Source organism: Streptomyces sp. NPDC044106, assembly GCF_056433985.1.
In genome coordinates, this window is the sequence record NZ_JBWKFZ010000020.1 from 1 (window position 1) to 15,820 (window position 15,820).

The 15,820-nt window shown below is 71.1% G+C and carries 13 protein-coding genes; 6 read left to right on the forward strand and 7 right to left on the reverse strand.

The genetic code is table 11. The annotated features are described in order from the left end of the window. Together AC07DI_RS30545 and AC07DI_RS30550 are read right to left on the reverse strand one after the other, a co-directional pair. A partial coding sequence (locus AC07DI_RS30545) for an alpha-1,4-glucan--maltose-1-phosphate maltosyltransferase (RefSeq protein WP_478907453.1) occupies positions 1 to 2,024 on the reverse strand: 2,024 nt, incomplete at its 3' end. A gap of 58 nt (positions 2,025 to 2,082) precedes the next feature. Then, on the reverse strand, positions 2,083 to 2,328 hold the full coding sequence (locus AC07DI_RS30550; RefSeq protein ID WP_478907455.1) for a DUF5133 domain-containing protein: 246 nt from the start codon (positions 2,326 to 2,328) through the stop codon (positions 2,083 to 2,085). 299 nt (positions 2,329 to 2,627) lie between these two features. Here AC07DI_RS30550 and AC07DI_RS30555 point away from each other — a divergent pair, with 299 nt between their 5' ends. The 5 genes from AC07DI_RS30555 (at position 2,628) to AC07DI_RS30575 (ending at position 9,509) form a co-directional block, all read left to right on the forward strand. After that, entirely contained in the window at positions 2,628 to 3,113 is a 486-nt protein-coding gene (locus AC07DI_RS30555; RefSeq protein ID WP_384254364.1) for a pep a2, read from the forward strand. A 116-nt stretch (positions 3,114 to 3,229) separates the two neighbouring features. After that, the gene (glgX, locus tag AC07DI_RS30560; RefSeq protein WP_478907457.1) at positions 3,230 to 5,371 is read left to right on the forward strand and encodes a glycogen debranching protein GlgX; all 2,142 of its coding nucleotides are present in this window, start codon (positions 3,230 to 3,232) and stop codon (positions 5,369 to 5,371) included. A 34-nt stretch (positions 5,372 to 5,405) separates the two neighbouring features. Further along, positions 5,406 to 6,062: an endonuclease gene (locus AC07DI_RS30565; protein ID WP_478907459.1), complete on the forward strand. Its 657-nt coding sequence runs from the start codon at positions 5,406 to 5,408 to the stop codon at positions 6,060 to 6,062. A gap of 92 nt (positions 6,063 to 6,154) precedes the next feature. Further along, complete coding sequence (locus AC07DI_RS30570; RefSeq protein WP_478907461.1) at positions 6,155 to 7,738, forward strand: FMN-binding glutamate synthase family protein; 1,584 nt, start codon at positions 6,155 to 6,157, stop codon at positions 7,736 to 7,738. Positions 7,739 to 7,778: 40 nt separating this feature from the next. Continuing rightward, positions 7,779 to 9,509: a thiamine pyrophosphate-dependent enzyme gene (locus AC07DI_RS30575; RefSeq protein ID WP_478907463.1), complete on the forward strand. Its 1,731-nt coding sequence runs from the start codon at positions 7,779 to 7,781 to the stop codon at positions 9,507 to 9,509. 34 nt (positions 9,510 to 9,543) lie between these two features. Here the strand turns inward: AC07DI_RS30575 and AC07DI_RS30580 are convergent, their stop codons facing one another. Continuing rightward, the gene (locus tag AC07DI_RS30580; RefSeq protein ID WP_478907464.1) at positions 9,544 to 11,589 is read right to left on the reverse strand and encodes a SpoIIE family protein phosphatase; all 2,046 of its coding nucleotides are present in this window, start codon (positions 11,587 to 11,589) and stop codon (positions 9,544 to 9,546) included. 240 nt (positions 11,590 to 11,829) lie between these two features. Here AC07DI_RS30580 and AC07DI_RS30585 point away from each other — a divergent pair, with 240 nt between their 5' ends. Beyond that, a complete protein-coding gene (locus AC07DI_RS30585; RefSeq protein ID WP_361722809.1) occupies positions 11,830 to 12,096 on the forward strand; it encodes a GlsB/YeaQ/YmgE family stress response membrane protein in 267 nt (88 codons plus the stop codon). Between the two features lie 381 nt (positions 12,097 to 12,477). On the opposite strand, the gene AC07DI_RS30590 is transcribed toward AC07DI_RS30585, so the two are convergent. From AC07DI_RS30590 to AC07DI_RS30605, 4 genes are read right to left on the reverse strand one after another with little or no spacing between them, the layout of a single operon-like run. Beyond that, positions 12,478 to 13,383, reverse strand: a complete 906-nt coding sequence (locus tag AC07DI_RS30590) for an SCO6745 family protein (RefSeq protein WP_478907466.1) — start codon at positions 13,381 to 13,383, stop codon at positions 12,478 to 12,480. A gap of 57 nt (positions 13,384 to 13,440) precedes the next feature. Then, positions 13,441 to 14,331 carry a fumarylacetoacetate hydrolase family protein gene (locus AC07DI_RS30595; RefSeq protein WP_478907468.1) on the reverse strand — a complete coding sequence of 297 codons (891 nt, stop codon included), beginning with the start codon at positions 14,329 to 14,331 and terminating at the stop codon, positions 13,441 to 13,443. Then, complete coding sequence (locus AC07DI_RS30600) at positions 14,328 to 14,693, reverse strand: hypothetical protein (RefSeq protein ID WP_478907470.1); 366 nt, start codon at positions 14,691 to 14,693, stop codon at positions 14,328 to 14,330. The genes AC07DI_RS30595 and AC07DI_RS30600 overlap by 4 nt, the downstream gene beginning before the upstream one ends. Beyond that, complete coding sequence (locus AC07DI_RS30605; RefSeq protein ID WP_478907472.1) at positions 14,693 to 15,802, reverse strand: epoxide hydrolase family protein; 1,110 nt, start codon at positions 15,800 to 15,802, stop codon at positions 14,693 to 14,695. The genes AC07DI_RS30600 and AC07DI_RS30605 overlap by 1 nt, the downstream gene beginning before the upstream one ends. Positions 15,803 to 15,820: the final 18 nt, after the last annotated feature.

Consider the following 15,820-nt stretch of genomic DNA (forward strand, 5'->3'; position numbering starts at 1 on the left):
TTGGTCCTGCCCCAGTGGTAGGTGTCGCCGGTGAGCTCGTCGCGCACCGGCACGCTCTCGTGCCAGTCGAGGCCGAGCAGCGGCATGTCCAACGAGACCGTGGCTTCGCGTACGTGACGCGGGTCCAGATTGACGACGACCAGAACCGTGTCGTCACCGTCACGCTTGCTGTAGACGATGACGGCGTCGTTGTCGGCCTGGTGGAAGTGAAGGTTCCGCAGCTGTTGAAGGGCGGGGTGGTCCCGCCGGATCCGGTTCAGCGCGGTGATCAGGGGGGTGATGGTGCGCCCCTCGCGCTCGGCCGCCGCCCAGTCACGCGGGCGCAACTGGTACTTCTCGGAGTTCAGGTACTCCTCGCTTCCCGGCCGCACGGCGGTGTTCTCGCACAGCTCGAATCCGCTGTAGACACCCCAGGCGGGCGAGAGCGTGGCGGCGAGTACCGCACGGATCTCGAAGGCCGGACGGCCACCCTCCTGGAGGAACTCCGAGAGGATGTCGGGGGTGTTCACGAAGAAGTTCGGGCGCAAGTAGGGCGCGGTCTCGGTGGCGAGCTCCGTCAGGTAGTCGGTGAGCTCCTGCTTGGTGTTCTTCCAGGTGAAGTACGTGTACGACTGCTGGAAGCCGGCCTGCGCCAGCGCCCGCACGAGCGGCGGCCTGGTGAACGCCTCGGCGAGGAAGAGCACGTCGGGGTCGGTGCGCCGGATGTCGGCGAGCACCTGCTCCCAGAACGCGACCGGCTTGGTGTGCGGGTTGTCGACGCGGAAGACCCGCACGCCGCGGGCCATCCAGAACCGCAGCAGCCGGACCGATTCGGCGACGAGACCCGGCAGGTCACGGTCGAAGTCGAGCGGATAGATGTCCTGGTACTTCTTCGGCGGGTTCTCCGCGTACGCGATGCTCCCGTCCGCGCGATGACTGAACCACTCGGGGTGCTTCTCCACCCACGGGTGGTCCGGCGAGCACTGCAACGCGAAGTCCAGGGCCACTTCGAGCCTGAGCCGCCCAGCCTCGGCCACGAAGGCGTCGAAGTCCTCCAGCGTGCCCAGGTCCGGGTGGACGGCGTCGTGCCCGCCCTCGGGCGAGCCGATCGCCCACGGCACACCGACGTCGTGGGGCCCCGCCGAAAGGGAGTTGTCGGGTCCCTTGCGGAAGGTGGTGCCGATGGGATGGATCGGCGGCAGGTAGACGATGTCGAAGCCCATCCCGGCGATGGCGGGCAGCCGCGCCGCCGCGGTACGGAACGTCCCCGAGACCGGCGGCTCCCCCTCCCGGACGACGGCGCCCTCCGAACGCGGGAAGAACTCGTACCAGGAGCCGAACAACGCCCTTCGGGGTTCGACCACAAGAGGGAGGGCGTCCGAGCGGGTGACGCGGTCGCGCAGGGGGAAACGGGCGAGCGCCGCCAGCACCTCGGACGTCAGCGCGGCGTCGAGGCGTGCGGACGGATCACGCAGATCGTCCTGGAGCGCGTCCGCGGCGGCCAGCAGGATCCGCCGTTCGGGGCCCTTCGGCGCCGCCTGCGCGGCCCGCTCGTGAAGCAGCGCGCCCTCCTCGAGGACCAGCCCGACGTCGATGCCCGCCGGGACCTTGACCTCGGCGGCCCGGCGCCACGCCGTCACCGGGTCCGTCCAGGACTCCACGGCGTACGTCCAGCGCCCCTCCGCGTCCGGCGTGACCTCGGCGCCCCAGCGGTCGGTGCCCGGGGCCAGTTCCCGCATGGGCGTCCAGGGCCCGCGCCGGCCGTCGGGGCCGAGCAGCACGACGTTGGCGCCGACCGCTCCGTGGCCCTCGCCGAAGACCGTCGCCGTGACCTGGAAGGTCTCACCGGGCACCGCCTTCGCCGGGCGGCGTCCGCCGTCCACGGCCGGCTGCACGTCCCGGACCGGGACGGGGACGGACACGGACACAGGTACGGACACGCGCACGGTCAGTGGCGCCGACGCGCGGGCAGAACTCGACCCCACGGGGACGAAGTTCACCCCCGTGGCCACGGGGACGGGGTTCGTCTCCGGAGTTGAGGTCATCGGTCACTCCTCCACCGCGCTCGAGTCGGGCACGGCTCCGGCGGAGCCGTGGGTGGTGCTACTGCCCCAGATGCTCGGGCGCCGGCCGCGGCCGGCGGGCGGCGCGCGGTCGCAGGTACTCCTCGGCCGCTTCCGCGGCCACCCGCGCCGTGCACTCACCCATCAGCACGCACAGGGTGTACGCGCTGCTCTCGAACTGCGCGCGTACGTCGCGGTCGGCGGGATGGATGAACAACTGCCGTTCCCACGACCGGTACTGACTCAGATGCCGCGCAACCGCATCCTTGGCAGGCAACAGCACCACGCTGCTCACCTTCTCGTTTCGCGCCGGTGCGACCGGTGCGCCCGGCCACGGCGCAGACCGCACCCCTGTAGCGGGGCCGGACGGCTCGCGCCGACCGGTTTCCAGACTCATGGTGCACGCTCGACCACGCAGCGTCTTGTTGGGTTTTAAACCACCTGCCGTTCGCTCCTGTTGCGCGAATGGAGTAGCGATACGACTCTGATACTGACTCAGGAGCGATCAACGCTCACGCTTCGTGTTCGGGGCTCGGTCCACAGGGCCGGGAGGGGTGGGAGCTCCGCCGAGAGGAGCCAAGCACAATGAAGTCGGCAACCCCCCGCTACTACCACCTCGACGTGGAGACCAGCCCGGAGAAGATCGACCACGTCGCTCGCATCCTGGCCGCCCACCTCCGCCACTGGGGCCTGGATCACCTCGTCGAACCCGTCAGCCACTGCACCCGCGTGCTGCTGACGGCGATCGAGGAGCACGGAACGGACAAGGAAGCCGCCGTCGAGATGTGCTGGACGGGGCACCACCTCATCACCGGCGTGTCGGACAAGGACCGTGAACTGCCCGGACCGCACTACGGTCCGCAGGGCTTCCTGGCCCAGATCGCCGCGCTGAGCGACGGCTGGGGCAGCTGCCCCGCGGCCGGCGGAAAGCTCATCTGGTTCGCGTGCCGCGACCGGATGCCGGACCACGCCCCGCTGGCACCCGCCGCACCCGCGCCCTGCGTTCCCGAGTCGCTCGACGTGCCGCGGGAGGAGAGCATGGCAGTCCTGGCGGGTTCGCCGGACACGTAGTCCACGCCCGCCACGGCCACTTCGCCCACCGGCGAGAGCCGTACGCCATCCCGCAACCCCGGCGGAGGCCCTGCCCGTGCGCAAGGCCTCCGTCTCCCCGTCAGGAAGGACGTCGTGTGCGCACCTGGACCGGATCCCCTTTCCCCCTGGGCGCGACATATGACGGTGAGGGCACGAACTTCGCCCTGTTCAGCGAGGTGGCCGAGCGGGTCGTCCTCGTCCTGTTCCACGAGGACGGCACGCAGGACAGCGTCACCCTTTCGGAGGTCGACGGCTTCGTCTGGCACTGCTACCTGCCGGGGGTCGGCCCCGGGCAGCGGTACGGCTACCGGGTGCACGGCCCCTGGAACCCCGCCGCCGGCCACCGGTGCAACCCCGCCAAACTGCTGCTCGACCCCTACGCCAGGGCCATCGAGGGGGAGATCGACAACGACGCCTCGCTGTACGAACGCGCGGCGGACGGCCCCGAACCGGCCGACAGCGCCGGTCACACGCCACTCTCGGTGGTCGTCGACCCGTCCTTCGACTGGGGGGACGACCGGCCGCCCCGCAGGCCGTACGCCGAGACGGTCGTCTACGAGGCGCACGTACGCGGCCTGACCCGCACGCATCCCGGGGTGCCCGCGGAGCTGCGCGGCACGTACGCGGGCCTCGCAAGCGACGCGGTCATCGACCACCTCACGTCGCTCGGGGTGACCGCCGTCGAGCTGATGCCCGTGCACCAGTACGTGCAGGACGGCTTCCTGCACGACCGCGGTCTCTCCAACTACTGGGGCTACGCCTCCATCGGCTTCTTCGCCCCGCACAACGGCTACGCGGCGCTGGGCACCCGGGGCGAGCAGGTCACCGAGTTCAAGTCGATGGTCAAGGCGCTGCACGCGGCCGGTCTCGAAGTGATCCTCGACGTGGTCTACAACCACACGGCCGAGGGCAACGAGAACGGTCCCACCCTCGCCTTCCGCGGCATCGACAACGCCTCGTACTACCGCCTCCCCGAGGACGACCCCGCCCACTACTTCGACACCACCGGCACCGGCAACAGCCTGCTGATGCGGCACCCGAACGTCCTGCAACTGATCATGGACTCACTGCGGTACTGGGTCACCGAGATGCACGTCGACGGATTCCGCTTCGACCTGGCGGCCACGCTCGCCCGGCAGTTCCACGACGTGGACCGGCTCTCGGCCTTCTTCGACCTGGTCCAGCAGGACCCGGTGGTCAGCCGCGTCAAGCTCATCGCGGAGCCGTGGGACGTCGGGGACGGCGGCTATCAGGTCGGCAACTTCCCGCCCCTGTGGTCGGAGTGGAACGGCAAGTACCGGGACGCGGTACGGGACTTCTGGCGCTGCGAGGACCACACCCTCGCCGAGTTCGCCTCCCGGCTGACCGGCTCGTCCGACCTCTACCAGCACGACCGCCGCCGCCCGCGCGCCAGCGTCAACTTCGTCACCGCCCACGACGGCTTCACGCTGCACGACCTGGTCTCGTACAACGACAAGCACAACGAGGCCAACGCGGAGGACAACCGGGACGGCGAGAGCGTCAACCGCTCGTGGAACTGCGGCGCCGAGGGCCCCACCACGGACGGACGGGTCCTGGAGCTCCGGGCGCGCCAGCAGCGCAACTTCCTCGCCACCCTCATGGTGTCGCAGGGCATCCCGATGCTCGCGCACGGCGATGAGCTGGGCCGCACGCAGCGCGGCAACAACAACGCCTACTGCCAGGACAACGAGCTGTCCTGGGTCGACTGGGACCTCGACGACGAGCAGCGCGAACTGATCGGCTTCACCCGGCGCGCCATCGGACTGCGCGCCGCCCACCCGGTGCTGCGCAGACGCCGCTTCTTCCGCGGTGAGCGCCCGGCCCAGGACGGCCGGCCGCTGCCCGACCTGGTGTGGCTGCGCCCCGACGCCCACGAGATGGCGGACGACGACTGGGGGCGCGCCGACGCCCACGCCGTCGGCGTCTTCCTCAACGGCGACGCCATCGCGGAGCCCGACTCGCAGGGCAGACCCGTGGTGGACGACTCCTTCCTGCTCCTGCTGAACAGCTGCGGGGACCCGGTCGTCTTCCGGCTGCCGGGCGCCGCGTACGGCGAGCGCTGGGAGACCCGGCTCGACACCACGGACCCACAGGGCCTCTCCGACGAGGCGGAGCACAAGGCCTGCGGCGAAGTCACCGTCGCGCCGCACAGTCTGCTCGTACTGTCGCGCCCCGCGCTGGGCACCCGGTCCTCATCGGGCGGAAGGACCCGGTGACGCCAGAACCAGGACCCCACCCAGGAGGTGCGCGATGGCCGGCCGGCAGGCTGTGATGCGGGAACTGCTCAAGACCTCGGGACAGACGTACGCCGCGGAGGCGGGCATCCGCCTGACCGACACCCCCCAGCCGCTCTACCGCACCCTCGTCCTGTCCTGCCTGCTGAGCGCCCGCATCCGGGCCTCCGTCGCGGTGGCCAGTGCCCGCGCCCTGTACGACGCGGGGATGCGCGGGCCGCGGCAGATGGCCGACGCCACCTGGCAACAGCGCGTCGACGCCCTCGGGCGCGGCGGGTACCGGCGTTACGACGAGCGGACCGCGACCCAGCTGGGGGACGGCGCCCGGCTGGTGAACGAGGAGTGGCACGGCGACCTGCGCGAGGTCCGGAAGGAGGCCGACGGCGACGTGGCCGTCCTGGAACGGATGCTGCGGCGGGTGCCGGGCCTCGGGCCCACCGGCGTGCACATCTTCCTGCGCGAGGTGCAGGACGTGTGGCCCGAGTACCGGCCGCACCTCGACGCCAAGGTGCTGCAGGGCGCGGAGCGCCTCGGGCTGCCGCGGGACGCCGCCGAGCTGCTGCGACTCGGGGACGGCGCACGGCCGAGCGTGGTGGCCGCCGCGCTCGTGCGGGCCGCGCTCGACCGGAAGATCGTGGACGAGTGCCTGGAGCGGGCGACCGCCCGGGCCTGAGCCCCCCCCTGGCCTCGGGACTTTCGGCCCTATTCCCCGTTCCGGTCGGCGGTGGCACGTGTGACCGGCCGGATCCGGGTCACGTGGGGGTCATGACGCGTTTCGCAACAGTTGGCCTGCTGGCGGTGTGCGCGGTGGGCGGTGTGCTCCTCGCCCTCCTGGCATCGCCGTGGTGGTGGCTGCTCGCGGTCCCCTTGCTGGCCGTGGCGCTGACCGGGGTGTACGACCTCGTCCAGCGCGGGCACTCGGTGCTGCGGAACTACCCGGTCCTGGGCCATCTGCGTTTCCTGATGGAAGCGCTGCGCCCGGAGCTGCAGCAGTACTTCGTGGAGCGCAACTACGACGGCAGGCCCTACGACCGGGACACCCGCAGCATCGTCTACGAACGGGCGAAGGGCGTCGACGCCGAGGAGCCGTTCGGCAGCGAACGCGACATGGAACAGCGCGGCTACGAGCTCCTCGTGCCGTCCATGGCGCCGGTGGCGGTGGCGAAGGAGCCGCCCCGCGTCCGGGTCGGCGGCCCCGACTGCGCCGAGCCGTACGACATGGCGCTCCTCAACGTGTCGGCGATGAGCTTCGGCTCGCTCTCCGCCAACGCCGTCCTCGCGCTGAACACCGGCGCGGCGCGCGGCGGGTTCGCCCATGACACCGGCGAGGGCGGCCTCTCCGAGTACCATCTGCGGCCCGGCGGCGACCTCGTGTGGGAGATCGGCACCGGCTACTTCGGCTGCCGCACCCGCGACGGGGACTTCGACGCCCGGCAGTTCGCGGACAAGGCCGCCCACCCCGCCGTCCGGTGCGTGTCACTGAAACTGTCGCAGGGCGCGAAGCCGGGGATCGGCGGCGTCCTTCCCGGCACCAAGGTCAACGCCGAGATCGCCTCCGTACGCGGTGTGCCCGAGGGCGAGACCGTCGTCTCGCCGCCCTACCACCGCGTCTTCTCCACCCCGCGCGAACTCGTCCTCTTCCTCGCCCGGATGCGGGAGCTGACGCACGGCAAACCGGTGGGGTTCAAGCTGTGCCCCGGGTCGCGTACGCAGTTCCTCGCCGTCTGCAAGGCCATGGCGGCGGAGGGGATCACCCCGGACTTCGTCGTCGTGGACGGCGCGGAGGGCGGCACGGGCGCGGCCCCGCTGGAGTTCGCAGACCACCTCGGGATGCCCCTCACCGAAGGCCTCGTGATGGTGCACAGCGCCCTGACGGGGGCGGGGCTGCGGGACCGTATCCGCATCGGCGCGAGCGGCAAGGTGGCGACGGGCACCGACATCGTCAAGCGCCTCGCCATGGGCGCCGACTACACCAACGCGGCCCGCGCGATGATGTTCGCGGTCGGCTGCATCCAGGCCCAGCGCTGTCACACCAACCGCTGCCCGACCGGTGTCACCACCCAGGACCCGCGCCGTGCCCGTGCCCTCGACGTGCCGGACAAGGCCGCACGCGTCGCGCGGTTCCAGGAGGCCACCGTGAAGAGCGCGTTGCAGATCATGGCCGCGATGGGGGTGCGCGACACCTCTGAGCTGAACCCCCGTCTGCTGCGGCGCCGCGAGGACCACGGCGGGTTCCGTTCCTACGCGGAGCTGCACGAGTGGCTCTCCCCCGGCGAGCTGCTCGCCTCACCACCCGGGAGCTGGGCCGCCGACTGGCGCGCGGCCGACCCCGATTCCTTCGCCGTCTGACGGCGCACTCCCCCGTTCACGAGAGGAACATCCCCGCCCCATGTCACGCACTGTTGCCCGCGTCATGATCGACGCCCTGGAAGAGCTCGGAGTACGCCACGTCTTCGGAGTGGTCGGTGACGCTCTGAACCCCTTCACCGACGCCATCCGCGACACCGGTTCCGTCGAATGGGTGGGCTGCCGCCACGAGGAGGCCGCGGCCTTCGCCGCCGGCGCCCAGTCGCAGCTCACCGACACCCTCGGGGTCTGCATGGGCACCGTGGGCCCCGGCTCCGTGCACCTGCTCAACGGGTTGTACGACGCCGCCAAGAGCGGCACCCCGGTGCTCGCCATCACCGGCCAGGTGCCCCTCGCCGAGGTGGGCACCGACTACTTCCAGGAAGTCGACAACGACCTCCTCTTCCGTGACGTCGCCGTCTTCCGCGCCACCGTCACCTCTCCCGAACAGCTGCCGGGCCTCCTCGAGATCGCCGTGCGCAGCGCGATCGGGCGCCGCGGCGTCGCCGTGCTCACGGTGCCCGGCGACATCGGCGGCCAGGAGCTGCCGGACGACCGGCCGGTCCGGCTCGCCGTCGCGGAGTCCGCCAACCGGCCCGACGACCCGGTCCTCGACGACGCGGCCGCCGCCCTCGCCGACGGCGGCAAGGTCACCATGCTGGTCGGCCGGGGAGCGCGCGGCGCCCGCGAGGACGTGCTCGCCCTCGCGGAACGGCTGGCCTCGCCCATGGTGCTCACCCTCAAGGCGAAGGAGGGCTTCGAGGGCGACAACCCCTTCCAGGTCGGCCAGACGGGGCTGATCGGCAACCCGGCCGCCGCGCACGCGATGGAGCACGCCGACACCCTGCTGCTGCTCGGCACCGACTTCCCGTACCGCGAGTGGTATCCGCAGGGCAAGAAGGTCATCCAGGTCGACCGGGTCGCCGAACACATCGGCCGGCGGGTCCCCGTCGACGTCGCCCTCGCCGCCGACGTCGGCCCCACCGTGCGCGGACTTCTGCGCCGCCTTGAGCAGCGTACGGAGCGCGGGCACCTGGACGGGGCGCGGGAGAAGTTCGCCAAGTGGCAGCGGGGACAGCACAAACTCGCCGCCCCCGACCACGACCACGGCCTGGTCGGCAAGGTGCGCTCGGCCTTCGACAACCGGGACCACCTGGTGCGCCCGGAGGCGCTGGCCGCGGCGGTGGACGAGGTGGCGGCCGACGACGCCGTCTTCACCTCGGACACCGGCATGGCCACCGTCTGGCTCTCGCGCTTCGTCGAGATGCGCGGGTCCCGCCGGCTGCTCGGCTCGTACAACCTCGGCTCCATGGCCAACGCGATGCCGCAGGCCATCGGCGCCCAGCTCCTCGACCCCGACCGGCAGGTCGTCGCCTTCTGCGGCGACGGCGGTCTCAGCATGCTCCTCGGCGACCTCATGACCATCCGCAGCCGCCGGCTGCCGGTCAAGCTCGTCGTCTTCGACAACCAGCGGCTCGGCATGGTGAAGCTGGAGCAGGAGGAGGCGGGCCTGCCCGAGTTCGGCACCGGACTCGACAACCCCGACTTCGCCGCCGTCGCCGAGTCGATGGGCATCACCGGCATCCGGGTGGACCGGGCCGACGACCTCGCGGACGCGGTGCGCCGGGCGTTCGCCACGCCGGGGCCCGTGCTCCTGGACGTCCTCACCAACCCCGAGGAGATCGCCGTGCCGGCCAAGCCGACCGTGCAGCAGGGCTGGGGGTTCGCCATCGCCAAGGTCCGCGAGAACCTCACGAGCCCAGGCGGCCACTGAGAGCCTGTCCCCGAGAGGCGGGGGCGGTCGCCCGTCAGGCTTCCGGCACGGCGAAGTCGCACCAGACGGCCTTGCCCTCGCCCTGTGGTTCGATGCCCCACCCCAGAGCGACGGCCTCCACCAGGACCATGCCGCGGCCGGAGGTGGCGGTCTCCCCCGGTGACCTCTTGCGGGGCCGGTCGCTGGAGCGGTCCTTCACCCACAGGCGGACCCGGCGCGGCGGACCGCTGAGCACTTCGAGGGTGAGGCTGGCGCCGCCCTCGGTGTGGACCAGGGCGTTGACGAGAAGTTCGCCCGCGGCCACCTCGACGTCGTCGGCGACACCGCCCATCCCCCAGGACGCGAGGTGTTCCCGCAGGGCGGCGCGCGCGTCGGCGAGTCCCTCGGGGTCGGCCTGGTGGACATAGCGGTGGATGCGCGGCTCCTGGGGGGTGCCGGGGTCGGGGAGGCGGCGCAGGACCAGGAGCGCCACGTCGTCGCCGGTGCCCCAGCGCTCCCACAGCGCGTGCGAGAGGTGGTCGGCCAGGTCCTCCGCCTTCTCGGGTCCCACGCGGAGCACGTCGGCGAGGTTTTGCATCCCGGTGTCGAGGTCGAGGCCTGCGTCCTCCACGAGCCCGTCCGTGCACATCACCAGGGTCTCTCCGGGTACGAGGTCGAGCCGCACCTCGGAGTAGTCCTCCATGCCGAACTCCGTGGCGAGGCCCAGCGGCAGCCCGCCGCGCACCCGCGGTACGCCCACTCTGCCGTCCACATGGCGCACGAGGGGCGGCAGGTGCCCGGCCCGTACCGCGCGCACGATGCCGGTGGCCGGGTCGAACTGGGCGTAGGTGCAGGTGGCGAAGCGTTCGGTGTCCAGCTCGGCCAGGAAGCGCGAGGTGCGGGAGAGCACCGTCGCGGGCGGGTGCCCCTCGCCGGCGAAGGCGCGCAGGGCGATGCGGAGCTGCCCCATGATGGCCGCGGCGTGGGTGTCGTGTCCCTGCACGTCGCCGACGACCACGCCGATGCGTCCGCGGGGCAGGGAGATGACGTCGTAGAAGTCCCCTCCGACGTCCCGGCCGCCCCAGGCCGCGTGGTAGCGCACGGCGACCTCGGTGTCCACGACGTCGGGGATCCCGCGCGGCAACATCGTGGCCTGCAGGCTCTTGGCGAGGTCGCGTTCCTCGTCGAACAGCATGGCGCGCTGCAGCGACTGGGCGACGATGCCGGAGAGACCGATGCACAGGTTGCGGTCGGCGTCGCCGAATTCCCGCCGACCGCGGTAGAAGAGTGCGAGTCCGCCGATGGCGCGGTCCTGCGCCACCAGCGGCAGGAAGGCGGCCGAGTCGAGGCGCATGCTCTCGATGTACGGCCTCAGCCGGGTGAAGCGCCGCGCGAGGTCGGGGAGCGAGCCCACGAAGCGGGGCTGCCGGGTCACGACGGCCTGGGCGAGCGGCAGCGAGTCGTCGGCCTGGTACAGCTTGATCTCGTCGAGGGTCTGCATCGACTGGCCCACCAGGGCGATCAGCTTCAGGTTCTCCCCCTCGACCAGGCCGAGCACCAGCCCGTCGGCGGCGAACCGGTCGAGGCCGCCCGCGCCGGAGAGCACGGCCACCACGTCGTCGACCGTGACGGCGCGCGACAGGGCCTGCGTGGTGCCCTGGACCATCAGGGCGATGCCTTGTCTGCGCTCTTCCCTGGGGTCGGTGGCCGCGAGCTCCGTCCCGTCGTTGGCGGCCGAGCGCAGGATCCCGAGGACGCGGGCGGCCCGTCCGTCACCGTCGCGCACGATGCGTCCGCGGGCGTGGCCCAGGTGCAGCGAGCCGTCGCGTCGGCGGATCCGGAAGTAGACGCCGTAGAGGTCGGTACCTGTCGTGCCGGCTTCGGTGACCGCGTAGTTGATGCGGACGGCTTCCTCGGGCGGCAGCCGTCGCTGGAGCGAGGCGACCCGGCCGTCGAACTCTCCGGGCAGGAGATCGAGCAGGGCGAGTGAAGCGGCGTCGAGGCTGAGCCCGCCACTGCGCAGATCCCAGTCGAAGCAGCCCACGCCGGTCAGGAGCAGGCACTGTTCCAGATCGATGGGTGGCTTCTTGGCTGACGTCATGGCTGTCTCCGGTATGCCGCTCGGCCACCATAAGCTGCCGCCGCCCGGGGCGCGCGGTCGGACATATCGGGCGACGATGGGGGTGCGGGGTCGCCCCGCCGCTGGTTCTGCCGGAGGAGAGACCTTCGTCCCGCCACACGTGACCTTGGTCCTGTGTACAAGGGCCGGAGCTGGACATCCGTCTTGATGTCGGACGGCAGATCGAGTGTCGTCATGTAGGCAAGGGAAAGGAACGTACTCGTGGGCATCATCGCCTGGATCCTGATCGGCCTCATCGCGGGCGCCATCGCCAAGGCCCTCACCCCCGGCAAGGACCCGGGTGGCTGCCTGGTGACGATGCTGATCGGCATCGTGGGCGGGCTGCTCGGCGGCTGGCTGGGCAAGGTGATCTTCGGCGTCCACTCGATCAACGGGTTCTTCCATCTGTCGACGTGGATCGCCGCCATCATCGGCTCCGTGATCGTTCTCTTCCTCTACCGCCTGTTCACGGGGAAGCGGGCCCACTGACCCGAACGGCCCAGTCTCGGACGGCGCCCGCCCGGTGCCGACCGCGGGGATCTCTCCGCGGTCGCCACCGGGCGGGCGCTTGGCGTATGCACCGGGCTGGACACGCGCGGAGGACTTCGCGATGCCCGCGCCGGTGAGGTAGCGCTCGACCGCCACGGTGTACGACGCGGAAGGGGCGGACAGGGGCACGACGCGGGCGCGGCAACCGCAACGCGCCTCCGAGTTCGGTCACCGGTGCGATCGTCATGCCCGCTCCGCCCTCCCGGTGCTGCCGCAGTAAATGCGTACACCTCAGTAAATCCGGCATTTACTGCGTCACCACCCTGGCGAGCCGTCAGGTGTGTCGACAGCCCGACAGCGGAATCTGCGCGAGAACGGAGCCTACCCGGCGGCCTCCGGGTCGGCGGACCGCGTGTCTCCCGTCTCCACGCGGAAGGGGAATGTCCCGGCTGCGGTGAACGCGTCGTGGATCGGCCTGATGAGCGAGGTGAGGCGGCGGACGCCGGCGTCGCCGATCGGCGTCCAAAGCGCCGCGCAGTGCTCGTCGGTCTCGACCTCGATCTGCTCGCGCGCCGCGATGCCGGCATCGGTAGCGGTGCCGTCGGCGTCGAGCCAGCCGCGTGCGACAAGGCGTGTCGTTGCCGCGGCCACCTCCTCGTCGTCCCACAGCCGGGTGGCGCGCGCGATGGCTTCCGGGAAGTGACCTGTCGCGGTTTGCAACATGTTGCAGTCACACGGCCCGAGGCCGTTCGCTGCGAGCACGGCGATATGCGCGTCGCCGCGCCACTCGCGCAGCACTGTGATCTGCTGCCACAGCGCGACGAGCGGATCGGCCGGCAGGGGGACCGAGGCGTTGGCGGCGGCCATCGTCTTCCCGGCGTGGTCGGCGCTCGCGACGACCGGGTCGATCAGTGATCGTGCCTCGGCGATCTGATTGGCGGTGAGGCTCACGCCGACGCGCCGCAACGCACGGCCGACGGCCGCGAAGCGAGCGGCCTGCCACTCCGGTGGCGGCGCTGTGTCCCAGACGCCTGCCATGGCCCGCACCGACCGCGGGCTGAAGTTGTAGAAGGCCGCGAGCGTGACCTGCCATGGGACTGCGCCCATCGGGGCAGAGCGGAACGCGAAGTACGCCGGTCCGTACTCGGTCACGCCTAGTTTGGCGGCCTCTTCCGGTGCCTCGGGGATGAAGTAGACGAACAGGTGGGTCGCGTTGATGGTGAGGCTGACCTCGCGGACTGCGTTCAGATCCATGTCGGCGCGAGCAAAGCTGCTGGCGAGCTGCATCGTGAAGGTCTCCCGGCAAGTGGAATGGTCAAAGTCGTTCTTGGTGCGTCCGGTAGGTCAGGACGGCTCTGGCGCGGTGATCCGTGCGGAGATCGCGCCGAGTTCCTGTACTTCGATCCGGACCGTGTCCCCCGGTGCCAGGTAGGGGCGGCAGCCGGACAACTCCTGGATGCAGCCGGTGCCCACGGGGCCGCTGGCGATGATGTCACCGGCTCGCAGCGAGGTGCCGCGTGACGCGTGCGCCAGCATCTCGCCGAACGACCAGTGGATCTCGTCCCAGCTGCCGCCGCCGTAATGCTCATCGTTGACGTACCCGTCCATCCGCAACGCATAGCCCCGGCCCGAGCGGTGGGGCTCCAGTTCGTCGGGGGTGACGAGGAACGGGCCGAGACTGGTCGAGGCGTCCTTGCTCTTGGACGGGCCGTACACGAATCCCATCTCGCTCGCGGAGATGTCGCGTGCGCTCCAGTCGCAGTAGACCAGGTAGCCGGCGATGTGATTCTCCGCCGTGGCGGCGTCGAGGTCCGAGCAGTCCCCGGCGATCACCGCAGCCACCTCGACCTCGTAGTCCCACAGTTGAGCGCCCGGGGCGATGGCGACCTCGTCGTGCGGTCCCTTGATCGCCGCCGGGTTGGAGAAATAGAAGAGCGGATACTCGTACCAGACCGGGCTGACCCTGCCGTCGCCGACGGCTGCCTTACCCGCGTTGCTGATGTGACGTTCGAACGCGGCGAAGTCCCGGACCGCCGGGGGCACCGGTATCGGCGGCAGCAGGTCGGCCGTAGCCAACTCGACGATCTCAGACGGTTCTCTCGTTGCGGCGGCCTCCAGCCCGCCTTCGGCGCGCAGCAGCTCCAACAGGCCCGTGCCAACGGCGTGGATCTTGTTGTCGCGCATCACGCCGCAGCGCGTGGAGCCGTCGGCGGAGCGGTAGCTGACCCACATCATCGGGCAAGCACCTCCCGGGTGCGGTCGTAGAGGCGTCGTGCGTCGGCGAGGGAGAATGCCTGAGGGTCCGGGACCGCCTTGACCGCGGTCTCGAAACGCCCGGCGCCGCCGAAGTCGAGCACGACCGGATCGGCGGCGCGGCCGAGCAGGCCGGCCGGGCCGTGGCTGAGCAGGCCGTGGCTGAGCGGGAAACGGATGAGGCAGGTCGGCGCAGAGTCGGACGCCGGGCCGTCGGCGGTCTCCGAACGCCTGGGGCGCTGGAACCGGGCGCCAGGCTCGGCCTTGGCCCTGTCGGTCCCGACGGCCACGACCCGGTCCCCACGCCCGATGCCGTCCGTGCCCCCGCTGATCTCGACCGTCATCACGCGGCCACCGTCCGCGCGAACTTGATGATCTCCTCGACGAACAGCTCAGGCTGCTCCAGAGCGGCGAAGTGGCCGCCCGCGGGGATGTCGTCGTTGAAGTAGCGCAGGTCGCGATAGGCTCGCTCGGCCCAGACGCGCGGGGTACGGGTCAGTTCGTCCGGGAAGACGCTGACTCCGACGGGAAGGTCCAGCTCGGTGGGGGCGAGCGGCTGCCGGGCGTACTCCCAGTACAGACGGGCGGAGGAAGCGGCGGTGCCGGTGAACCAGTACAGGGAGATGTGGTCGAGGACCTCGTCGGGGGTGAGGGCGTCGGGCCTGGCCCAGTCGAGGAACTTCTCGTAGATCCAGGCGGCCTGCCCGGCCGGGGAGTCGGTCAGGGCGTAGCCGATGGTCTGCGGCCGGGTGCGCTGCACGACGTGGTATCCGGAATGGACGGCGAAGAAGCGGCTGCCCTGTTCGAGTGCGGCCTTCTCCTCGGGGGCCGGGTCGTCGCCGACCGGTGGTGCGGCGAGGAACTCGGGGAAGTTGACATGGATCGCACGCAGGCCCGTCAGGCGCTGCGCCCCCATGCGGGTCGCGACGACACCGCCCCAGTCGCCTCCCTGGGCCAGATAGGAGTCATAGCCGAGGCGTCGCATGAGCACGCCGTACGCGCGGGCGATCCGGTCCGGGTCCCAGCCTGTCGAGGCCGGTTGGTCGGAGAAGCCGTAGCCGGGCATCGAGGGGACGACGAGGTGGAAGCCGTGCTCGGTGAGCGGGCCGATGGTCTTGAGGAACTCCAGGAACGAGCCCGGCCATCCGTGCAGCAGCAACAGGGGGGTGGCGTCGGGGCGGGGTGAGCGTACGTGCATGAAGTGGAGGCCGAGACCGTCGATGGTCGTGCGGAACTGGCCCAGCTCGTTGAGCCGCCGCTCCAGATCGCGCCAGTCGTACCCGGTGGCCCAGTACTCCAGCAGCTCCTCCAGGCGCTCCCGCCGCACTCCCTGGCTGCTGTCCGGCGCTGTCTCCCGGCCGGGGAGGCGTACCCGGTGGAGCCGGTCCTTCAGATCCTCCAGGGCACTGTCCGCGATGTCGATACGAAACGGTGTCACGCTGTCCGATGTCATGGTCACCACGGTGCGGCC